A 20,343-nucleotide genomic window follows, 5' to 3' on the forward strand; every position below is an offset into this window, starting at 1 on the left:
GGAGCGATCAGGCGGTGGCGAGCAGCCGCGGAAGCGAGGGCTGCAGCAGGCTGCCGTCGAGCAGGCGCGGCAGCAGCGCAGTAGCGTCGTGGAAGGTGTCGATGGCGGCGTGGGGAATGCCGGCGTCGGTGCAATGGGCAATCAGGCGACGCTTGGCGAATACGAAATCGGCGTGTTCGGACACACAGAAATCCGAGGCGCCATCACCGATCATCAGCACGCGGGGCGCTTCGTCAGCACGCGCCTGCGCCGCGCAGGTGCACTTGCAGGTACCGCTGCGGCAGCCTTCGGCCTGGTACGGGGATTCCAGCTGCCAATGGTCGTCACACCAGCGCAGGTGGTTGGCCACTACAGGCAGCGGTGGCAGGCCATGGTTGGCGAGGATGCGACGGATCGCGTAGTCCAGGCCGTCGCTGACGATGCGCAGCGGCAGGCCCAATGCGTGTGCGCGATTGACGAAGGCGGCGAAGCCCGGATCGATGCGTACCTGGTCCAGGTGTGCATCGAGTGTGGCCGGATCCAGCATCAGCAGGCGGACCTGGCCCTGCATGCATTCACGCGAGCCGATCTCACCCGAACGCCACTGATCTTCCAGCTGCTGCCAACCGGGCTGGCCGAACTTTTCCAACAGTGAATCGATGACGTCCTCGAGGCTGATGGTGCCATCGAAGTCACACAGGATGCTCCATTGCATGGGCAGCTCCGTCGATGAAGAGAGGCCTTGGCACGATGCCGGCGACGGGGCCAATGTAGGCAGGCCGTCTTTCTCGTTCCTTTCCGCCTGAAAGCTCGAATGGAGGCACTCGGGAAGCGTTCAGCCAGCAACGCGGCGCAGGCCTCGCCGGGCTTCAGCTGCTACTGGCGCGCGAGCACCTTCACGATCTCGCGGGTGTCTGCATGGGTCAGCCAGGGACTGTTGCCCACGGTCAGGCAGCGGGCGGCGAAGTCGCGGGCATTGGGTACGTCCGCGTCTGCGACGATGCCGCGCAGATAGGCGTAGTCCGGCAGGGCATGGATGAACATGCGGCTGACACCCAGGCCGCGCTGCCACAGCGCGGACAGCGCCTTGTCACGCGCACGTTCACTGGGCAGCAGCAGCATCAGCATCGGCCAGGTGCCCTGGGTGCCAGGCATTCCGTCCACCACGTCAACGGCGGGCAGCGACTCCAGCTGCGCGCGCAGCTGCAGCGCACGCAGGCGGGCCGCCTGCAGGAAATCGGGCAGGCGCTGTGCTGCGCGTGCACCGACGTTCTGCCGCCAGCGGCTGACGCGATGCTGCGGAATGTCCAGCGGAAACACATCACCCACCGCCGCTTCCAGGTCGCCGCTGCGCAGGGCGCGCCGCAGCGGGTTTCCATACACCAGCGACAGCAGGGAAGGGCGGTAGCAGGCTGCCAGGCCCAACAGCTGCAGGCTGCGGGTCAGCTCCCAGCGCAGGCTGAAGGGCGTGTGTCCTGCGGCCTGCTCGATCATTGCCGTACGCAGTGCTTCGTCATGCGTCAGCAGCAGTCCGCCCTCATGCAGACTCAGGCCTTTGCCGGCGGCCAGGCTGAAGAACCCGATATCGCCGCGCAGGCCGACGCTGTTGCCGGCCACGCGTGCTCCCAGTGCCTGCGCAGCGTCCTCGATCACCCATGCACCGACGCGGTGCGCGATCGCACAGGCGCGATCGACATCGGCGATGCGCCCGCCCAGGTGCGTGGGAATGATCGCCAACGTGCGTGCATCGGCTGCGGCGTGCAATGCTACCGGGTCGAAATCGAAGTGGTCGCGGCGGGTATCGCACAGCTGTATGCGCAGGCCGAGGCTGTGCACGGCAATCGGCACCAGTGGGCAGGTATAGGCCGGCAGGATCACCGTATCGCGGTGCGGTGCGCGCCTGCGCAGGGTGCGCAGGGCGATCAGCAGGGCGTGGGTGCCCGAGCAGGTCAGCTGCAGCGGCGGCGTGCCCAGCTGCTCGGCGAGAATCGCGCACAGGTCACCGCCACCGGGAAGGAAATCGCGGGCCTGCAGCGGCAGGCCGGCGGTGGGCGGCAACTCGCGAGACAGCAGGCTCACGGGGATGGTTCAGTTGCAGCGTGCGGATCATCCGCTTCGGCACGACCCAGGCAGATGATGCCGGCCACGATCAGCACCGCACCGATCAGGTGATGCAGCGTCAACGGTTCGTGCAGCAGCCACGCTGACAGCAGCAGCACGCTGATCACTTCCAGGTGCGAGGCCGCGAACGCAGGGCCGATCGGCGCGTGCCGCAGCAGGCTCATCCAGGTGAAGAACGCGCCGACGTAACCGAGCATCGCGCCGTACACCCAGGGCTGCGACAGCACGCGCAGCAGCCACGCGGTGTTGGCCTCGACCGGCAGCGCGGCGTCGCCGGCATACTTGAAGCACAGCTGGGCCAAGGTGTCGAAGGCCATCAGCAGCGGAAAGCCGATCAGGTACAGCCGCCTCATGTTCCGGCTCCAACCACGGCAACGCCGGCGCTGACCAGCAGCATGCCGGTCACCCGCAACGGCGTCAGCCGCTCGCGGAACAGGATGCGGCCGGCAACCATCAATGCGACGATGTTGATCGAGCCGAGCAGTACGCCCTGCGACAACGGTACCAGCGACAGGAAGGCGATCCAGGCGACGAATTCAAGCACGTAGCAGGCGATGCCCAGCCACAGCCAGGGACGGCCGAACATGTGTTTCCAGCGCTGCAGGCCTTCGCCGTCCTGCGGGTCGCTGGCGGCGGCCTTGAAGGCCAGCTGGCCGCCGGTGTCGAGCACCACGTTGACCAGCCACAGCAGGGTGGCAAGCGATCCCATCTCAGGCGACCGCCTGCAGCACGCCCGCACGTTCGCCGATGTCGCTGAAGAAGCGCGCGCTGCGGCGGATCACCTCGCGCCGTTCGCGATCGATGGTGATCATGTGGTAGCTGTCTTCCAGCACCACCAGTTCAGTCGGTCCGCTGACGCGTGAGATCACCAGTTCGGCATTGCCCATGCTGGCCACGTCGTCCTCGCGGGCGTGCATCACCAGGCACGGTGCCGTGACCTGGTGCAGGTGACGGCGGGTCCAGGTGCTCAGTGCGCGCATTTCGGCCAACGCATGCCACGGATTGCCCGGCAGGCCGGCAGCGGCACTGTCACCGGACAGCATGGCGGCGCTGACCTGCGCGCGCAGGCGCTCGTCGCGCAGGCCATACGGCGGCTCTTCCATGAACATGCGGTCGCGGCCGATGCCCAGGCGTTTGAACCACGGCAGCAGGAACGAGAAGCGCGCGACCGCCGGAATGTTCCAGCCGTCGTAGCGGAAGGTGGCGCCGTACACGCCCACGCCGGAGACCCAGTCCGGCCGGCGCGCGGCCAGCGCCAGCGCCAGCACCGCACCCATCGACAGCCCGCCGACGAACAACTGGTCGACCTTGCCGCGCAGGTTCGCGGCCGCATCTTCCACGCCCTGGTACCACTCTTCCCAGCGGGTCTGCAGCAGGTCCTCGACGCTGCCGCAGTGGCCGGGCAGCTGCACACCGTGCACGCTGAAGCCGGCATTGTTCAGGCCTTTGCCCAGCATGCGCATCTCGGCCGGCGTGCCGGTCAGGCCATGGATCAGCAGGACGCCCTGTGGGCCACCGGGAAGAAAGAACTCATGGGATGCGGACACCAGTCGGCTCCAGCGCGGCAGTCGGGAAGGTCAGCATCGCAAGCGCGATTTTCGGCAACCTTTCAACGGCCCGGCTGGATCAAGGGCCCTTCAGCAACGGTATGGTGATGGACACCTTCAGGCCGCCACCGGGACGGTTGAGGTAACCCAGGCGCCCGCCCAGATGCTCGACGGCCTCATGGGCGATGGCCAGGCCCAGGCCGGTGCCGCTGGCGGCAGTGCCGGGCGCGCGGAAGAAACGTTCCCCCAACCGCGACATCACGTCCTCGGGTACGCCCGGGCCGTTGTCTTCGACGTACAGCTCGACGTCGTTGTCGTCCAGGGTGTGCACGCCCACCGTGACGGTCGCATCCACGCCGGCGTAGCGCAGGGCGTTGTCGATCAGATTGTCCAGCGCCTCGTGCAGCAGGGCGCCGTTGCCCAGTATCCGCACCGGCTGCTGCGGACCCAGGTAGCCCAGGTCGGTGCCATCGCGGATCGCTTCGGGGACGCGCATGCCCACCCATTGCGGCACCAGTTCGGACAGGTCCAATGCCTCCACCGTCTCCGGCACGGTCTGGGCACGGCTCAACGCCAGCAGCTGGGTGCTGACGCGCGCGGTTCGCTGGTTGAGCCGGCGGATGTTCTGCAGCGCTTCGCGCACGGTCTCTGGATCGCCGTGGGCCAGTGCCTGGTCCACGTGCAGTGCCATGCCCGCCAGCGGCGAGCGCAACTGGTGGGCGGCATCGGCAATGAAGCGGTTCTGTAGCGTGATCATTTCCGCCTGCCGCGCGAACAGACCATCGATGGTGCTGATCAGCGGCTGGATTTCCTCGGGTACGTCGGCGTCGGAAATCGGTGCCAGCTCGCCGCGGCGCTGGGCCAGGCGCGAGGTCAGCGGCGTCAGGATACGCAGACCGTGGGTAACGCCGAACCAGACCAGCGCGGCCATTCCCAGGGCCAGCATGGCCATCAGGGGAATGACGATCATCAGGATCTCGCGTGCGCGCTGGCGGCGGTCGGCCATGCTTTCGGCCACGGTCACCGCCAGCTGGTCCTGCGGATCGTTCATCGCCTGGGTGCAGACCGTCGACATGCGCACCTGCTGGCCGTTCAATTCACCTTCGTACAGCGCCGGGTGCGTGCCGCTGCAGTCCTGCGACGGTGCATAGGCACTGAAATCGGCGTTGCCGGCGATGGTGCCCAGGCGGCTGCTGTCGACGTTGAAGTAGCGATGACCGTCGGGATCGTACTCGATGAGAAAGCGTGCCTGCGGGGACAGGTCGCTGCTGACCGGCATGGTGCTGAGCATCTGTGCGAACGACACGGTGTCGTCGGTCAGGTTGCGGTCGTGGATGCGGTTGGAGTAGTCCAGCGCCACGTAGTACGCCAGCAGCGTGTTGAAGGTCAGCAGGCCCAGCATCGGCAGCGCCAGGAAGGCGAGCAGACGCCGTCGCAGGCTGGGCGGTCCGCTGATCACGGGCTGGCGTCTTCCAGCATGTAGCCCAGCCCGCGCACCGTGCGGATGCCCATGCCGCCCGGCTGCAGCTTGCGGCGCAGACGATGCAGGGCGATGTCCAGGCCATTGTCGGTCAGGTCCTGGCCCCAGTCGCACAGGGCCTCCACCAGCTGCGCACGGGACACGATGCGTTCGGCACGCACTGCCAGGGCGGACAGCAGGCCGAATTCGCGCGCGGTCAGCTCCAGCGTCTGCTCGTCTATCCACACCCGGTGCCCGGTCAGGTCCAGGCGTAGCCGGCCGATGCGCAGGTCAGGATTGCCGTTGCTGGTGACCCGACGCAACTGCGCGCGCACGCGCGCTTCGAATTCGTCCAGCGCAAAGGGTTTGACCAGGTAATCGTCGGCCCCCAGGTCGAGCACGCGCACGCGCTCGGCCAGGCCATCGCGTGCGGTGACCACCAGCACGGCCAGGCCATCACCACGCTGGCGCAGCCGCTGCAGCACATCGCGGCCATCCAGCTGCGGCAGTCCCAGATCCAGCACCAGCAGGGCGTACTGGGTGGAATTCAGTGCGGCATCGGCATGCGCGCCGTTGTCCACGTGGTCGACCACATGGCCCTGCCGGCGCATCGAGGCGCACAGGCCGGAGGCGATGTCGGGGTCGTCTTCTGCGATGAGAACGCGCATGCGCGGGGCTCCTGGGGGCGGATGGGCCGCCCGCTGGACAGGGCGGGCCTCTCGGCTGCCGAGGGTAGCGGCAAACCGGGTGCAGGTGGCGGCCGTGGGGGACCTGGACCGGCCCGGCGCTGGCCCTTCGTTCAGTCCTGCAGGCCGGGCTCGCCCTTGGCCAGTGGCACCCGCGAACCGTCCAGCAGGCCACGACTGAGCTTGCCGTCCTCGATGAACAGCAGTTCGCCGTTCTCGCCATTCTTGATGCTGCTGTCGATGGCGATCACGCGGTCGTCGTGGAAGCTGCTGACGTGTGGCATGGAGGTGTGGCCGACCACGATGCGCTTGAGCTGGAGGCGGTCGAGCACCGCCTGCACGCCCGGGGTGTCCAGGCGTCCGTCGAAGTAGCCGCGGTACCAGATCGGGCTGGTCTTGCCGTCGTACAGCGGTGCAGTGGCGGGGTCTGCCTTCACCTCGGCCTTGGGGATGCCCAGCGAGGCCTGGTAGGCGGCGTTGGTGCGGGCCGGGTCCAATGCCATCTGCACGGCATCGGGCGAGATGCCGCCGTGCAGGAACAGGGTATCGCCGATCTGCAGCAGCACCGGGCGCGTGCGCAGCCACTGGCCGATCACCGAGTCGGCACCATACAGCTGCGGATAGCTGCGGCCGAGCAGCTGCGCGCTGCGCAGGTACTTCGGGTTGACGTAGCGCAGGTCGTCGTAGAGCACCATGGTCTCGTGGTTGCCGAGCACGAAATGCACCGCGCCACCGGCCGCCGCCGCCTGCTGCTGCAGGCCGTACAGCAGCCAGAACGCTTCGGTCACCTGTGGGCCGCGATCGAACACGTCGCCCGCGATCACCAGCGTGTCCGTGCCCAGTGCCCAGCGGTCCTGCGCGTCGATCACCCGGTTGGCGCGCAGCAGGCGGACCAGCAGCTCGTACTGGCCGTGAATGTCGGACACCGCGACGATGCGCGGCACGGCGGGCAGCACGGATACCGAAGGCGCATTCGGCGGCAGCACATGCACCGCATGCGGGTAGCCGCAGTGCGCGGCAACATCCGCGCCCTTGCTGCCAGCGTGCATGGTGTGGGTTTCCACCTGGTCCTGGCAGATCCACTGCGCTTTCAGCTGCGCGCCTTCACGGAACACGTAAGGACCATCGCTGTCGACGTGTTCTGCGGGTGCTGCCACGTCGCGGGCCGAGGCCAGTGGTGCGGCCAGCAGCAGGACCAGCGGCAGCAGGATCGAAACGGTTCGGGCGTAGTTCGGCATCGGCGGCATTCAGCGGCAGGAAACCAACGATGCTAACTGCCCGGGGACGTCGCCGGTGTGCGTGAACGGGCGGATCAGGCCCGGCCGCCTCCTTCCTTGAGCTTGCGTACGCGGGTATCGGCGGCGTGCAGGGGCTGGCCATCGCGTCCGTGCGGTTGCATGTAGGGCAGCGGCCGGCGGCTGCTGGATTCGATCAGCTGCGAGTGTGCCTCGCCAGCAGCGAAGCGATGCCGTTCTCCCCATTGGCGCAGGGCGACCAGCAGCGGGAACAGGTCCTGGCCGGCCGCGGTCAGCACATAGTCCTGGTAGGCGCTGCCATCGGCGGCAGGCTGCTGCACCAGCAGCCCCGCCTCGACCAGTCGCCGCAGGCGGTCGCTGAGGATGTTGCGCGCCGCGCCCAGGCTGCGCTGGAAATCGCCGAAGCGGCTGATGCCATCGAAGGCATCGCGGATGATCAGCAACGCCCAGCGGTCGCCAAGCAGATCGGCGCTGCGGGCCACGGGGCAGGGGCTGTTGGCGTGCATGGGGAACGTCCTCGATTGTGGTTGCAGTTTAAAACCAGTGGCGCTACCGTGCACGTAGTTTCAAATTGCAACCACAATGATGATGCCTCCGCTGTCCCGCCCGCCGTTGGGCCTGCTCGCCATTGCTGCCGGTGCCAGCGTGGCCAACGTCTACTTCGCGCAGCCGCTGCTGGAGCGCCTGGCCCACGATTTTGCTCTGGATGCTGCGGTGGCCGGTGCACTGCTGGCTGCCACCCAGGCCGGCAGCGTGCTGGCCCTGCTCGGATTGCTGCCGCTGGCCGACCGTGGCGACCGTCGCCGACTGCTGCGCGTGCAACTGCTGGCGCTGGTGGTGGCGCTGCTGTGGCTGGCCGCCGCCCGCAACACCGCATGGTTGCTGTCGGGCATGCTGCTGGCGGGGTTGCTGGGGACGGCGCTGACCCAGGGATTGATCGCCTACGCCGCCAACCTCGCTGCACCGGAGCAACGCGGGCGGGTGGTGGGCATGGTCCAGGGCGGCGTGTTCATCGGCCTGCTGTCGGCACGCGTGGTGTCCGGCGCGGTCGCCGCCGTGGCGGGATGGCGTGCGGTGTACCTGCTGTCGGCACTGTTGATGGCAGCGCTGGCGCTGCTGCTGTGGCGGCGGCTGCCGCACGTGCCGGTGCCTGCAATGGCGCCGGCGTGGCGCGAGCTGCTGCGCTCCATGGTCCAGATGCTGATGCAGGATCGGGCACTGCGAGAGCGCGGGCCATTGGCACTGCTGTTGTTTGCCGGTCTCAATGTGTTCTGGGCCGCGGTGCCACTGCCGTTGTCGGCGCCGCCCCTGAGCTGGTCGACCGCTGGCATCGGCGCGCTGGGCCTGGCTGGCATCATCGGCGCGCTGCTGGCGGCGCGGGTCGGGCACTGGATGGATCGTGGTTTTGCCCACCGGGTGAGCCTGGGCGCGCTGCTGTTGATGCTGGTCGCCTGGGCGCCGCTGCTGGGCCTGCCGCAGTCGCTGGCGCTGTTGCTGCTGGGCGTGGTGGTGCTGGACCTGGGCGGGCAGGCGTTGCATGTGTCCAACCAGGCACTGCTGCTGCGCGCACCGGCCGAACAGCATGGGCGCCTGGTGGCGCTGTACATGCTGTTCTATGCGGTGGGCAGCGGTGTGGGCGCTGCCGCAGGCACCTGGATGCAGGCGCGCTACGGGTGGCCGGCGGTGTGCGCGCTGGGAGCGGGAATCGCCCTGCTGGGCTTGGCGTGGTGGGCGACGTGGCGTATTTCGCGTAAGGCCGCCCGGTAGCGCCGACGCTGTTCGATGCCCTACCGCGCGCGCTGCAGGCTCAACGTTGCAGCGCGCGTCGCCCGGGTGCCTCGGGCAGTGCTTCGTCGGCCACCACCACACGGTTGCGGCCTTGTCGCTTGGCGGCATACATCGCCGCGTCGGCGCGCGCCATCAGCCGCTCGTAATCGGGATGCCCATCGTGTCCGGCCACGCCGATGCTGGCGGTCAGCCCCAACGTCTGTCCATTCGGGAGGGAGATCGGCGATTGTGCGATCTGCCGACGCAGGCTTTCGGCGATCACCTCCGCCTGCGACTCGCTCGCCGCCACCAGCACCACCACGAACTCCTCGCCGCCGTAGCGGAACAGGTAGTCGCTGCCACGGGTCTGCTGGCCGAGCAGGGCGGCAACGTGCTGCAGCGCGCGGTCGCCGGCGTCGTGGCCGTGGCCATCGTTGATCGCCTTGAAATGATCCAGATCCAGCAACAGCAGCGCGAATGGCGTGTGGTTGCGCGTGGACAATTCGATCTCACGGCGCAGCACGGTCGGCAGGAAGCGCCGGTTGAGCAGGTTGGTCAGCGCATCGCTGCCCGCATCCAGTTCGCCGATGCGTTCGAACAGCAAGGTCATCAGGTTGCGGATGGTGGCGAGGTCTTCGCGGATCGCCGGCAGGGCCGCCAGTCGCCGTGCCGGATCTTCATCCGTGGCGCGCTGCAGGCTGCTGTCGATGCGTGCCATCAGTTGGCCGACCTGCTGTGTCTCGCTGCTTTCGCCGAAGCTGGGAATACCCTTGTGGGTGAACCAGAGGCCGAATTCCGAGGTCGCCAGACTCGCGTTGTCGGCGCCTGTCGCATGGCCGGCGAGGGTGTACAGCAGGCTGTTTTCCCAATCCAGCAGCAGGGCGCGCTGGCGCTCGCGCTCGGTGCTGACGTTCTGCACCAGTGAGAACAGCCGGTACGCTGCATCCGTGCGCGAAGAGCGCTCACGGGCATGCGTATAGGCCAGGGTCATGCCCTCCATGGCGATGTCCATGATCGCGCTGAGGCAATCGATGGCGGCGAAAGCGGTGTCGCTGTCATGGGCGTCGGCGCGCAGGCGCACGAACAACTCGTGCTTGAGCACGCGTGCTCCGCGAGTCACCAGGTCAACCGGAATGCCCACCCGCGCATGCACATCGCCGATCACCCGCTGTGCGGCGACCGTAGCGGCAATTCCATCCGCATCGGTGGTCAGCAGCTGCGCCAGCCAACGCTGCATCGCCGGTTGCAGGCGTTGCTTGACCTGTTCATGGGACAGGAAGCGGCGTGCGCGCGTGTCCTGCAGCAGCACCTCGTAGAAGCGCTGCGCCAGCATTGGCGGTGCGTCGGCGGCCACGGCATGCAGCAGTGCGGCAGCGGCGGGGCCGGCCTGCAGCAGGCACTGCTGCCAGGCCTGAGCCAGAGGTTGGCTGGCTTCGTCCAGTTGGGGTGTATCCACGTCGATCTCTAGCGGCGCACAACAGACCACGGTATCGGCCGCAGCTGTCGACGGTTGATGGCAGGTAAGCCAGCCAGTTTAAGCGCCATGCAGGCCGAAAAACGCGGGCAGAGCACATGCCGGCCGATGCCGCAATGCGTTGACGCATTTGAGAATCACTCGCATTTGTGAAAAAATGACGGCAGGAACCGACCTGCGGGCGTCCCGCAGCGATCGTTCCGCCTCCCCCGTCGCCGCCTCGTGCCCTATGCCAGAGGCTTCCGCTGCCCTGCCAGAAGGTCCAGAACATGCCTGCAAACACTCTTTCACCGCGCCCGCTGGCGCTTGCCGTCGCCGCGCTGCTGGCCGGCGCCGCGGTTACCGCACATGCGGAAACCGATGCCACCGATATCGATACCGTGCATGTCACCGCCTCTCAGATCGCGCGGCAGGCGCTGGGCACCTCCACCATCACCGCTGAAGACATCGCCAAGCGACCGCCGGTCAACGACATCGCCGAGCTGCTGCGTACGATGCCCGGCGTCAATCTGACCGGCAACAGCGCGTCGGGACAGTACGGCAACAACCGGCAGATCGATCTGCGCGGCATGGGGCCGGAAAATACCCTGATCCTGATCGACGGCAAGCGCGTGGGTGCACGCGACGCGGTGCGCATGGGCCGCAGTGGCGAGCGCAACACGCGTGGCGATACCAACTGGGTGCCGGCGGAAATGATCGAACGCATCGAAGTGCTGCGCGGCCCGGCGGCGGCGCGCTATGGCTCGGGTGCATCCGGTGGCGTGGTCAACATCATCACCAAGCGCCCGACCGGCGACCTGACCGGCGCGGTTGACCTGTACGGCCTGGTGCCCGAACACAGTGCCGAAGGTGGCAGCGAGCGCGTCGGCCTGCAGCTGAGCGGGCCGATGACCGACACGCTGTCGTTCCGGCTGTACGGCAACCTCAACAAGACCGATGCCGATTCGCTGGATCTCAACCGCAACTTCGCCACCGGCGCCAATGCGGTACCGCCGGCGGGCCGCGAGGGCGTCAAGAACCGCGATGTCAACGCGCTGCTGCGTTGGGACGTGAGCGCCAACCAGGTGGTCGAATTCGAGGCCGGCACCAGCCGCCAGGGCAACATCTATGCTGGCGATCGTGCGGTCAGCACCACCGGAACCTCTACCGGCGTCGACCTGGCCGCGCTGGCCGAGCAGCAGGCTGAGACCAACCGCATGTACCGCACCACCGGCGCGATCACCCATCGCGGACGCTGGGGCGATGTCAGCTCGCGGCTGACGGCAGCGGTGGAAGGGGTCAACAATTCGCGCATCAACGAAGGCCTGGCCGGTGGCCCGGAGGGCAGCTTCAATGGCGCTGACTGGTCGACCTCGCGCCTGCGCAACTACCAGCTGGACGGCGAGGTCAGCTTCCCGACCACCCTCGGTGGCGCCGGGAACGTGTGGACGCTGGGCTTCGAATACCTCGACAGCCGGCTGACCGATCCGTATTCCATGAGCCAGTCCAGCAGCAGCGGTGGTGGCATTCCGGGCCTTTCGGCCGATCGCGCACGCGGCAAGTCCGATGCGCAGACCACCGCTGTCTACGTGGAAGACAACATCTACCTGGGCGAACGCTGGATCGTGACCCCGGGCCTGCGTTTCGACCATCACAGCCAGTTCGGCAACAACACCAGCCCGAGCCTCAACGCGCAGTTCCGGCTCAACAGTGACTGGGTGGTAAAGGGCGGCATCGCGCGTGCGTTCAAGGCGCCGAACCTGTATCAGTCCAACCCGGACTATCTGTATTACACCCGTGGCAACGGCTGCCCGAACGCATTGCCGAGCCTGGGTGCCGGTTGTTATATGCAGGGCAATGCGGATCTGAAGGCAGAGACCAGCCTGAACAAGGAACTGGGCGTGGAGTGGGCACCGCAGAGCGGCTGGCAGGCCTCGCTGACCTACTTCCACAACGACTACAAGGACAAGATCCAGGCCGGCTACACCCAGATCGGCCTGACGGCCGACAGCAAGGGCCGCATCTTCCGCTGGGAGAACGCACCAAAGGCCATCGTGCAGGGGCTCGAGGGCAACCTGGTGATTCCGCTGCTGGGCGAGCAGGGCGACCGCCTGAAGTGGAGCAACAACTTCACCTACATGGTGGAGAACGAAAACAAGAGCACCGGCCAGCCGCTGTCGGTGATTCCCAAGTACACCGTCAACACCATGCTGGACTGGCAGGCCACCGAGCAGCTGTCGCTGCTGCTGACCGGCACCTTCTACGGCAAGCAGGAACCGGCCACGACCAACATCAACAACGACCCGCGCTGCACGGCCAACTGCGATGCGTCCACCGTGCTGCAGACCCGCGGCGCGTACAACGTCTGGGGCGTGAGCGCGCGCTACAAGGTGACCGACACGGTCAGCGTGGGCTTCGGCGTCAACAACCTGGCCGACAAGCGCCTGTTCCGCGAGGCCAACAGCAGTGATGCCGGTGCGGCGACCTACAACGAACCCGGTCGCGCGTACTGGGCGAGCCTGCGTTTCGGGTTCTGATCCGATGCGCTCGCCAGGCATGGCCTGGCGCTACCGGAGGCGGGCACGTCACACCGGTAGCGCCGGGCCATGCCCGGCAGCATCGGTCGTGCAGGCCTGCAATGTTATAAACACCGTGATAGTTTCCCAACGCCCGTCGGCGTAGCCTGCCTCCATCGCAAAGGAGCTGTTGCCATGGGTCACGACCACGATCACCTGCCATCCGAGATCCGCCACGAGAAACCCTTGTGGTGGGCGCTCGGCCTGACCTCCACCTTCCTCGTGGTGGAGGTGGTCGGTGCGTTCTGGACCAACAGTCTGGCGCTGCTGTCCGATGCCGCGCACATGGCCACCGACACCCTGGCGCTGATGATCGCGCTGGTGGCCGTGCGGCTGAGCCGGCGTCCGCCGGATGCACGCCGCACCTACGGCTATGCACGCCTTGAGGCACTGGGTGCGATGATCAACGGCGCCATGCTCTTCGTGGTCGCCGGCTACATCCTGTGGGAAGCCATCGGTCGCTTCCGCCAGCCGCAGGAGATCGCCTCCACCGGCATGCTGGTGATCGCTGCGGTCGGTCTGGTGATCAACATGATTTCCATGCGCCTGCTGCAGGCCGGCAGCGGCGAGAGCCTCAACGTGAAGGGCGCCTACCTGGAAGTGTGGGCCGACATGCTCGGCTCGGTGGCGGTGATTGCCGGTGCGCTGCTGATCCAATGGACCGGCTGGAAGCCGATCGACCCGATCCTGGCCGTGCTGATTGGTCTGTGGGTGCTGCCACGCACGTATGTGCTGATGCGCGAAGCGGTAAACGTGTTGCTGGAAGGCGTGCCCAAGGGCATGGACGTGGCCAAGGTGCGCGACCGCCTGTCCGACCATGACGCGGTGCTGGACGTGCATGATCTGCACGTATGGGCGCTGGCGTCCAGCACGCCGGCACTGACCGCGCACATCGTGATGCGCGAAGGCGACGACGCTGACCGCCTTCGTCGCGAACTCGGTGATCGCCTGCACGATGATTTCGGCATCGAGCACGTGACCCTGCAGATCGAGGCCGACCACTGCGGCGAAGCCTGTGGCCAGCCGTCAGCAGCGAAGGACGACGATCACACCGGGCACGATCATGCAGCGACCGATGCGCAGGGCCATCGCGGTCACGTGCATCGCTGAGCGGGTGTGCCGGGCTGTGCCCGGCGTCACTGCTATTCGTCGCGCCGCGAGGCCAGCCGATCCGCCAACCGGGTCGGCTCGGGCAGGCGATAGCCGCGCAGCGTGCGCTGCACCCAGGCCAGCGCGGTATCGGCGCTGACCCGATGTCCGCCGGCGACGAACAGCGGCTTGCAGCGCAGCTTGCTGCGCAGCACCCAGCCGAGCTGCTCGCTGCCATCCATCAACGGCGTATGCGCGCCTGCCTCGGCGCCCGGCTCGATGAAGCGGCCAACCAGCTTCGATTTGGCCACGCCGATGCTTGGCAGGTCGGTCACCACGCCCAGGTGTGCGGCAATGCCCAGCCGGCGCGGATGGCTGATGCCGTGGCCATCGACGAACACCAGATCCGGCGTTCGCGGCAGCAGCGCCAATGCCGCCAGCAGCGCCGGCAGTTCGCGGAAGCTGAGCAGGCCCGGGATATAGGGCATGACGGTGGGGATGCGGGCGATTTCCTGCGCCACCGGCTGCAGGGTCTCCGCGTCGAGCAGTACCGCCGCCGCGCGGGTGATCGCGCCGTCTTCCTCGAAGCCGACATCCAGCCCGGCCAGCCAGCGCACGGCAGCGGGCAGGCGGTCCTGGCGCTGCACACGGCTGGCCAGCTGTTTCTGCTGCTCGCGCGCGGCACTGACGCTGCCTTCCCAGCGCCCGGGGTCGATCACGGTATTCATCGGCCACAGGATGACATCCGCACCGCCACGGCGCGGTGAGCGGGCGCCGGGGCTACAATGGCCGCCTGCCTTTCCTCGCGTTGGAGACCCTGCAGTGACCCGTAAACTCGTACTGTTGCGCCATGGCCAGAGCCAGTGGAACCTGGACAACCGCTTCACCGGCTGGGTCGATGTCGACCTGACCGAGCAGGGGCGCCGGGAAGCGGTTGCCGCCGGCCGCCTGATGCGCGAGGAAGGCCTGCAGTTCGACGTCGCCCACACCTCCGTGCTCAAGCGCGCCATCCACACCCTGCAGGGTGCGCTGGCCGAGCTTGATCAGGATTGGCTGCCGGTGAGCAAATCCTGGCGCCTCAACGAGCGCCACTACGGTGGCCTGCAGGGTCTGGACAAGGCCGAGACCGCGGCCAAGCACGGCGAAGACCAGGTCAAGGTGTGGCGCCGCTCGTACGACATCCCGCCGCCGGCGATGGACCTGGAAGATCCGGGCCACCCGATCCATGACCGTCGCTACGCCGGCCTGGACCGCAACGCGCTGCCGGGTACCGAATCGCTGGCCACCACCCTGGACCGCGTGCTGCCGTACTGGCACGACGCCATCGCGCCGCAGCTGAAGGACGGCAAGACCGTGCTGGTCACCGCCCACGGCAACTCGCTGCGCGCGCTGTACAAGTACCTCAACAACGTGTCGCGCGAGGAAATCCTCGAGCTGAACATCCCGACCGGCATCCCGCTGCTGTTCGAGTTGAATGACGACCTCACCGTGAAGTCGTTCCGCTACCTGGGTGACCCGGAAGCGGCACGCAAGGCTGCTGAAGCCGTGGCCAACCAGGGCAAGGCGAAGTAAGAACGAAGGGCCGGCGCAAGCCGGCCTTTCTTTTTGTTGGGCGAGCCAGGCTCAACGGCTTTTGGCTCGGCGGCGGTTACCCCGCGCTCTGGTAGCGCCACGCCATGAGGGCTGTGCGGCCGTCAGCAGTCGTAACCCCAGTCTTCCACGCTCAGCGTGCAACCCAGCAGTTCGCCCAGCGCGGCCTGCTGCGCCAGCAATCGATCCAGTGCCATCTGCTGGAACGCATCGCTCCCCAGCACATCGACCACGCCCGCTTCGGCGGTGCGTACGAACAGGGTGACGAAACCGCTTGCCTTGGCCCGTTGCATGCTGCCGATGCCGGCGCTCATCACCGGGAACGGCAGGACCAGGCTGAGGCCATGCTGGCTGAATCCCGCGCAGCCGGTTTCCGCTGCCGACCACGCCAGCAGATGCGCGCGCGGTTCGGCATCGATCGTTGCGGCAACGATACCGGGCAGGTGTTCAACGCCAACCAGTCGGGCACGGCCCGTATAAAGCCGTAGTGGATCGCTCTGAAGGGTGGCAAGGATGAGGGTCTTCATTGCGGCCATGGTAGCGGCCAAGCATCGTCCTGTGACCTTTGGCCGGTCCCCGCCATCGCCGCAGCGGCTACGCTGGACGATTCGCCGTTGGAGACACGCCATGAACGTCCGCAATCTGGTCCCGTTGGGCCTGACCATCGCCATCGCCGCTTCGCTCGCCGCCTGTGGCAAGAACGAGACTGCGCCCGCTGCCGACGCCGCCAAGCCGGCCTTCGACCAGTCGCAGATCAAGACCGCGCTGATCTCGCTCAACAGCGCCGATCTGGATCCGTCCATCGCTGCATGCACCGACCTCAACGGCTTCGTCAACAGCAAGTGGCTGAAGGCCAACCCGGTGCCGGGCGACCAGACCACCTGGGGCAGCTTCGAGATCCTGCGTGAGCGCTCGCTGGAAGTGCAGCACGCGCTGGTCCAGCAGGCCGCCGCCAGCCAGGCCAAGGCCGGCTCGGTGGAAGCCAAGATCGGCGACATCTGGAAGACCGGCAACGACGAAGCGAAGATCGAGGCCGCCGGCCTGGCGCCGCTGCAGCCGACGCTGGACAAGATCACCGCGCTGAACGACACCGCCGCCATCACCCAGTACCTGCGCGACAGCCAGGCGCAGGGCCAGGGCGTGCTGTTCTCGCTGTTCGCCAATGCCGACTACAAGGATTCGGCGAACGTCATCGCCTACGTCGGCCAGGGCGGCCTCGGCCTGCCGGAGAAGGGCTATTACTTCGATGAGTCGCAGGCCAAGATCCGCGACGCCTACGTTGCCTATATCGCACAGGTGCTGACGCTGTCCGGCGTGGACGCGGCGCAGGCCGCCGAACAGGCCAAGGCGGTGATGGCGTTCGAGACCCGCTTGGCCAAGGCCTCGATGTCGCGCATCGAGATGCGTGACCCGGCCAAGCGCTACAACCCGCTCAGCGCTGCCGACGCGGACAAGCTGACCCCGAACTTCAGCTGGACCGCGCTGTTCGACACCCTGAAGGTGCCGGCCGCACAGAAGTTCTCGCTGGCCCAACCGGGCTTCTTCAGCGAGATGGACAAGATGCTGGCCGACGTGCCGGCCGCCACCTGGCAGTCCTACCTGCGCTTCCACACCATCGATGATGCCTCGCCGTACCTGAGCAGCCAGTTCGAGAAGGCCAACTTCGAGTTCTATGGCAAGACCCTGCGCGGCCAGCAGGAAATGCAGCCGCGCTGGAAGCGCGTACTGGAGTCGGTCAACGGCGGCATGGGCGAAGCGCTCGGCCAACTGTATGTCGATGCGGTGTTCCCGGCCGAATCCAAGGAGGCCATGCAGCACCTGGTGCAGAACCTGTCGGTGGCGCTGAAGGCGCGCCTGGAGCAGCTGCCGTGGATGGGCGAAGAAACCAGGAAGAAGGCGCTGGAGAAGTGGGCCAGCTTCACTCCGAAGATCGGTTACCCGGACAAGTGGCGCGAGTGGACGGGCCTGCAGACCAACGGTGACAGCTACCTGGGCAACATGCAGGCTGCGCGCGCGTTCAACTACCGATACATGCTGGACAAGGTCGGCAAGCCGGTGGACAAGACCGAGTGGGGCATGACCCCGCAGACCGTCAATGCCTACTACAACGCTACCAAGAACGAGATCGTGTTCCCGGCGGCGATCCTGCAGGCGCCGTTCTTCGACGCCAAGGCCGATCCGGCGCTGAACTACGGTGGCATCGGTGCGGTCATCGGCCACGAGATGATGCACGGCTACGATGACTCGGGCAGCCAGTTCGCCGCCAACGGCAACTTCGACAACTGGTGGACCGACAGCGACCGCAAGGCCTTCACCGAGCGCACCGATCAGCTGGTCGCCCAGTTCGACGGCTACGAGTCGGTGCCGGGCGTGTTCGTGAAGGGCAAGCTGACCCTGGGCGAGAACATCGGTGATCTGGGTGGCCTGACCGTGGCCTACGATGCTCTGCAGATGGCGCTGAAGGAGAACCCGAAGGCGAACGTCGAGGTTGACGGCCACAGCCAGGACCAGCGCTTCTTCATGAACTGGGCCACCGTGTGGCGTCGCAACTTCACCGACGGTGAGCTGCGCGTGCGCCTGAACACCGATCCGCACGCACCGGCGAACTTCCGTGCCAACGGTGCGCCGTCGAACATGCCGTCCTATGCCGCTGCGTTCCAGTGCAAGGCCGGCGATGCGATGGTGCGCGCAGACGACAAGCGCGTGGTGATCTGGTAACCGATCGCCCGCACTGCGTGAAGCAGAAGGCCCGGCGCAAGCCGGGCCTTTTCATTGGGGAACCACTACAACCGGCTGCGGCTCAGCCCGGGCATTTCAGGTACTGCGACAACGTCGCCTGCCATGCACTGGCCGGGTCGAAGCCTGGCACCAGGCCGCCACCCGTGCCGGTGAAGTTGGACATGCCATGGGCCAGCATGTAGGTGGGGGTATACGAGGGCGGCCCCACGCGCTTGCTGAAGGTACAGATGCCAGCGACATAGGCGGGCGCCTTGTCGGGGGTCAGTTGCGCCTTCAACGCGCTGTCGAAGCGGCCGAGATTCTCCTCGCCCATGGCCGAACCCGCCATCGCCTTCAGCGCGTTGTAGGCACTGTGTCCGGTCTCGTCCGCAACCCGCTGGCGATCGAAATGGGCGAATACGCCGGCGATGTTGTAGAGATCGATGGCGTCCTGCATGCGCCCGTCCTGCACGCAGCGGGGCAGGGCGTTCATCAAGGCGGCGGGCGAGGTGCTGGCGCTGATCTGGCTGCGCGACAAGCAGGCGGCAGCGGGCGCGTTGCCCTCCTGCTGGGCCTGTGCGAACGGCGCCAGGGCCAACAGCAACAGCCCCAGCGGTGCGGCGATGCGGGTGTTTCCTTTCATGGGTGGTGCTCCTCGTAAGCAGGCGGCCGTCTTTGGCCGATCAGCAGCTTGCGAGGATTGCCGCGGCTGCGCAAGCGAGGCGCAGCCAGGCCCGTGCATGCTCAGGCCAGCGCCGGCTCGTGCTTGAGCATGCCGTGGAAACGCTGCAGCACGTACGGATCGATCAGGCCACCGGCCTGCTCATCGAGTATCCGCAGCACCGTCTCATGCTCCATCGCTGCGCGATAGGGGCGTGCACTGGTCATCGCATCATAAGCATCGACGATGGTGACGATGCGTGCGCCCAGCGGGATGTTCTCGCCCAGCAGGCCATCGGGATAGCCGCTGCCGTCGAACGCTTCATGGTGGGCGCGGATCAGGCGCGCGACCGGCGCGGCATCGCTGCGACCGGTGGCCAGGAAGATGTGTTCGCCACGTACCGGATGCTCGCGCATGATCGCGCGCTCTTCATCGCTGTGCCGGCGTGGGCTCAGCAGTACGTCGTCGGGAATGCCGATCTTGCCGATATCGTGGAAGCGTGCGGCCAGGGCGACCTGCGCGCAGGCTTCTTCATCCAGGTCGCAATGCAGGGCAAGGTGCTGCGCAAGCAGGCCCACGCGGTCGCAGTGGTGGCGGGTATAGGCATCACGCATCTGCAGCGACATCGACAGGGCGTCGATCAGGCAGGCCTGCGCGTGCAGGAGGTCGGGAGGTCTGGGCAGGGGCATCGGAACTGGCGGCGCGGCGAAGCCGCGCAGGAAACGGAAAGGCCCGCAAGAGCGGGCCAAGGCGGCGCATAGGGTACCCGCATCGGTGTTGCGCGGGGCGCATCGACGGTATCGCGTGGGGCCGTACGTTCAGTCGTGCAGCGTGTCATCGCCCCGGCCGCATCGGCAACCGGGGCGGCGTGGCTCAGCCGGTGGTCTGCAGGTGGATGCGATGGGCTTTGGCGAAGGCGTCCTGCGCGTCGCTCAGGGTCTGCATGTCTTCGTCCATCTTGGTCACGGCTTCATCCAGCGTCCGCAGCAGCGGGGTGACCTGTTCTTCGCTGTAGCCATCGGGCAGGGCAGCCAGCTGTTCCATCACCGCGAACATCTGTTCGGTGCTCTTCAGGGAATCGAGCAGGTTCTGGTGCAGTGCATCGGCGTCCTTGCCATGGGTGAACTGCTGGACGAAGACCAGCCGGTCGGCGATTTCCTTGTGCGCGTTCTTCAGGCCGAAGCGATGCTGCTGCATGCTCTTGCCATCCTGCAGCGACGCATGGAAGGACTCGCCGTTCGGGCCGTTGGTCCATTGCTCGACCATGCTGACCGTGCCGTTCCAGCTGGCGACATTCTCAAGCAGGTAATCGCGGTTGCTCATGCCGCTGTGGCAGGCGGCCAGCAGGCCCAGGCTGGTGGCAAGCAGAAGGGGGGCGAAACGATTCACGGCAACACTCCTTGTCGCGGGCGCGGTAAACGGAAGGGGTACCGGTCTGCCG

20 protein-coding genes are annotated in these 20,343 nt (G+C 67.0%); 5 read left to right on the forward strand and 15 right to left on the reverse strand.

From position 1 onward, the window contains the following. Positions 1-7: 7 nt before the first annotated feature. The 9 genes from HFK18_RS02125 to HFK18_RS02165 all read right to left on the reverse strand — a co-directional run bounded on the left by HFK18_RS02125 (position 8) and on the right by HFK18_RS02165 (position 7,554). The gene (locus HFK18_RS02125; protein WP_180164064.1) at positions 8-694 is read right to left on the reverse strand and encodes an MtnX-like HAD-IB family phosphatase; all 687 of its coding nucleotides are present in this window, start codon (positions 692-694) and stop codon (positions 8-10) included. Positions 695-855: 161 nt separating this feature from the next. Further along, positions 856-2,058, reverse strand: coding sequence for a DegT/DnrJ/EryC1/StrS family aminotransferase (locus tag HFK18_RS02130; protein ID WP_180164066.1), 1,203 nt, complete (start codon positions 2,056-2,058; stop codon positions 856-858). Then, positions 2,055-2,453, reverse strand: a complete 399-nt coding sequence (locus HFK18_RS02135; RefSeq protein WP_100551959.1) for a DMT family transporter — start codon at positions 2,451-2,453, stop codon at positions 2,055-2,057. The genes HFK18_RS02130 and HFK18_RS02135 overlap by 4 nt, the downstream gene beginning before the upstream one ends. Next, complete coding sequence (locus HFK18_RS02140; protein ID WP_025873780.1) at positions 2,450-2,809, reverse strand: EamA family transporter; 360 nt, start codon at positions 2,807-2,809, stop codon at positions 2,450-2,452. The genes HFK18_RS02135 and HFK18_RS02140 overlap by 4 nt, the downstream gene beginning before the upstream one ends. Before the next feature lies 1 nt (position 2,810). Beyond that, complete coding sequence (locus tag HFK18_RS02145) at positions 2,811-3,647, reverse strand: alpha/beta fold hydrolase (RefSeq protein ID WP_100551960.1); 837 nt, start codon at positions 3,645-3,647, stop codon at positions 2,811-2,813. 79 nt (positions 3,648-3,726) lie between these two features. After that, positions 3,727-5,106 (reverse strand): sensor histidine kinase, encoded by a 1,380-nt coding sequence (locus HFK18_RS02150; protein ID WP_180164068.1) that lies wholly within the window; start codon positions 5,104-5,106, stop codon positions 3,727-3,729. Beyond that, positions 5,103-5,774 carry a response regulator gene (locus HFK18_RS02155; protein WP_089239707.1) on the reverse strand — a complete coding sequence of 224 codons (672 nt, stop codon included), beginning with the start codon at positions 5,772-5,774 and terminating at the stop codon, positions 5,103-5,105. Before HFK18_RS02155 ends, HFK18_RS02150 begins: the two co-directional genes overlap by 4 nt. Positions 5,775-5,905: 131 nt before the next feature. Then, positions 5,906-7,039 (reverse strand): metallophosphoesterase, encoded by a 1,134-nt coding sequence (locus HFK18_RS02160; RefSeq protein WP_180164070.1) that lies wholly within the window; start codon positions 7,037-7,039, stop codon positions 5,906-5,908. Between the two features lie 65 nt (positions 7,040-7,104). Then, positions 7,105-7,554 (reverse strand): helix-turn-helix domain-containing protein, encoded by a 450-nt coding sequence (locus HFK18_RS02165; RefSeq protein WP_180164072.1) that lies wholly within the window; start codon positions 7,552-7,554, stop codon positions 7,105-7,107. A gap of 76 nt (positions 7,555-7,630) precedes the next feature. On the opposite strand from HFK18_RS02165, the gene HFK18_RS02170 reads away from it, so the two are divergent. Beyond that, a complete protein-coding gene (locus HFK18_RS02170) occupies positions 7,631-8,815 on the forward strand; it encodes an MFS transporter (protein ID WP_180164074.1) in 1,185 nt (394 codons plus the stop codon). A gap of 40 nt (positions 8,816-8,855) precedes the next feature. Here HFK18_RS02170 and HFK18_RS02175 read toward each other — a convergent pair whose 3' ends face one another. Further along, positions 8,856-10,271 (reverse strand): GGDEF domain-containing protein, encoded by a 1,416-nt coding sequence (locus tag HFK18_RS02175; RefSeq protein WP_180164076.1) that lies wholly within the window; start codon positions 10,269-10,271, stop codon positions 8,856-8,858. A 287-nt stretch (positions 10,272-10,558) separates the two neighbouring features. On the opposite strand from HFK18_RS02175, the gene HFK18_RS02180 reads away from it, so the two are divergent. Beyond that, positions 10,559-12,805 (forward strand): TonB-dependent siderophore receptor, encoded by a 2,247-nt coding sequence (locus HFK18_RS02180; RefSeq protein WP_180164078.1) that lies wholly within the window; start codon positions 10,559-10,561, stop codon positions 12,803-12,805. A 174-nt stretch (positions 12,806-12,979) separates the two neighbouring features. Continuing rightward, positions 12,980-13,954 (forward strand): cation diffusion facilitator family transporter, encoded by a 975-nt coding sequence (locus tag HFK18_RS02185; RefSeq protein ID WP_180164080.1) that lies wholly within the window; start codon positions 12,980-12,982, stop codon positions 13,952-13,954. A 32-nt stretch (positions 13,955-13,986) separates the two neighbouring features. On the opposite strand, the gene nfi is transcribed toward HFK18_RS02185, so the two are convergent. Then, positions 13,987-14,661 carry a deoxyribonuclease V gene (gene nfi, locus HFK18_RS02190; RefSeq protein WP_180164082.1) on the reverse strand — a complete coding sequence of 225 codons (675 nt, stop codon included), beginning with the start codon at positions 14,659-14,661 and terminating at the stop codon, positions 13,987-13,989. Between the two features lie 94 nt (positions 14,662-14,755). On the opposite strand from nfi, the gene gpmA reads away from it, so the two are divergent. Next, a complete protein-coding gene (gene gpmA / locus HFK18_RS02195; RefSeq protein ID WP_180164084.1) occupies positions 14,756-15,505 on the forward strand; it encodes a 2,3-diphosphoglycerate-dependent phosphoglycerate mutase in 750 nt (249 codons plus the stop codon). A gap of 122 nt (positions 15,506-15,627) precedes the next feature. Here the strand turns inward: gpmA and HFK18_RS02200 are convergent, their stop codons facing one another. Further along, positions 15,628-16,050, reverse strand: a complete 423-nt coding sequence (locus HFK18_RS02200) for a hypothetical protein (protein WP_180164086.1) — start codon at positions 16,048-16,050, stop codon at positions 15,628-15,630. A gap of 100 nt (positions 16,051-16,150) precedes the next feature. Between HFK18_RS02200 and HFK18_RS02205 the strand changes: the two genes are divergently transcribed. Beyond that, the gene (locus HFK18_RS02205; protein ID WP_180164088.1) at positions 16,151-18,241 is read left to right on the forward strand and encodes a M13 family metallopeptidase; all 2,091 of its coding nucleotides are present in this window, start codon (positions 16,151-16,153) and stop codon (positions 18,239-18,241) included. Between the two features lie 82 nt (positions 18,242-18,323). On the opposite strand, the gene HFK18_RS02210 is transcribed toward HFK18_RS02205, so the two are convergent. The 3 genes from HFK18_RS02210 to HFK18_RS02220 all read right to left on the reverse strand — a co-directional run bounded on the left by HFK18_RS02210 (position 18,324) and on the right by HFK18_RS02220 (position 20,291). Next, the gene (locus tag HFK18_RS02210; protein ID WP_180164090.1) at positions 18,324-18,884 is read right to left on the reverse strand and encodes a hypothetical protein; all 561 of its coding nucleotides are present in this window, start codon (positions 18,882-18,884) and stop codon (positions 18,324-18,326) included. Between the two features lie 101 nt (positions 18,885-18,985). Beyond that, entirely contained in the window at positions 18,986-19,591 is a 606-nt protein-coding gene (locus HFK18_RS02215; RefSeq protein WP_180164092.1) for an HD domain-containing phosphohydrolase, read from the reverse strand. Between the two features lie 184 nt (positions 19,592-19,775). After that, positions 19,776-20,291 (reverse strand): hypothetical protein, encoded by a 516-nt coding sequence (locus HFK18_RS02220; RefSeq protein ID WP_180164094.1) that lies wholly within the window; start codon positions 20,289-20,291, stop codon positions 19,776-19,778. Positions 20,292-20,343: the final 52 nt, after the last annotated feature.

Origin of the sequence: Stenotrophomonas sp. SbOxS2, assembly GCF_013416715.1 — a bacterium.
Taxonomy (GTDB): Bacteria; Pseudomonadota; Gammaproteobacteria; order Xanthomonadales; family Xanthomonadaceae; genus Stenotrophomonas; species Stenotrophomonas lactitubi.

Excerpts from the sequence above, each read along its gene's own strand:
- HFK18_RS02125 (WP_180164064.1), bottom strand. The coding sequence starts at position 694 with ATGCAATGGAGCATCCTGTGTGACTTCGATGGCACCATCAGCCTCGAG.
- HFK18_RS02135 (WP_100551959.1), bottom strand. The coding sequence starts at position 2,453 with ATGAGGCGGCTGTACCTGATCGGCTTTCCGCTGCTGATGGCCTTCGAC.
- HFK18_RS02140 (WP_025873780.1), bottom strand. The coding sequence starts at position 2,809 with ATGGGATCGCTTGCCACCCTGCTGTGGCTGGTCAACGTGGTGCTCGAC.
- HFK18_RS02155 (WP_089239707.1), bottom strand. The coding sequence starts at position 5,774 with ATGCGCGTTCTCATCGCAGAAGACGACCCCGACATCGCCTCCGGCCTG.
- HFK18_RS02160 (WP_180164070.1), bottom strand. The coding sequence starts at position 7,039 with ATGCCGCCGATGCCGAACTACGCCCGAACCGTTTCGATCCTGCTGCCG.
- HFK18_RS02165 (WP_180164072.1), bottom strand. The coding sequence starts at position 7,554 with ATGCACGCCAACAGCCCCTGCCCCGTGGCCCGCAGCGCCGATCTGCTT.
- HFK18_RS02170 (WP_180164074.1), top strand. The coding sequence starts at position 7,631 with ATGATGATGCCTCCGCTGTCCCGCCCGCCGTTGGGCCTGCTCGCCATT.
- HFK18_RS02180 (WP_180164078.1), top strand. The coding sequence starts at position 10,559 with ATGCCTGCAAACACTCTTTCACCGCGCCCGCTGGCGCTTGCCGTCGCC.
- HFK18_RS02185 (WP_180164080.1), top strand. The coding sequence starts at position 12,980 with ATGGGTCACGACCACGATCACCTGCCATCCGAGATCCGCCACGAGAAA.
- nfi (WP_180164082.1), bottom strand. The coding sequence starts at position 14,661 with ATGAATACCGTGATCGACCCCGGGCGCTGGGAAGGCAGCGTCAGTGCC.
- HFK18_RS02200 (WP_180164086.1), bottom strand. The coding sequence starts at position 16,050 with ATGAAGACCCTCATCCTTGCCACCCTTCAGAGCGATCCACTACGGCTT.
- HFK18_RS02205 (WP_180164088.1), top strand. The coding sequence starts at position 16,151 with ATGAACGTCCGCAATCTGGTCCCGTTGGGCCTGACCATCGCCATCGCC.
- HFK18_RS02210 (WP_180164090.1), bottom strand. The coding sequence starts at position 18,884 with ATGAAAGGAAACACCCGCATCGCCGCACCGCTGGGGCTGTTGCTGTTG.
- HFK18_RS02215 (WP_180164092.1), bottom strand. The coding sequence starts at position 19,591 with ATGCCCCTGCCCAGACCTCCCGACCTCCTGCACGCGCAGGCCTGCCTG.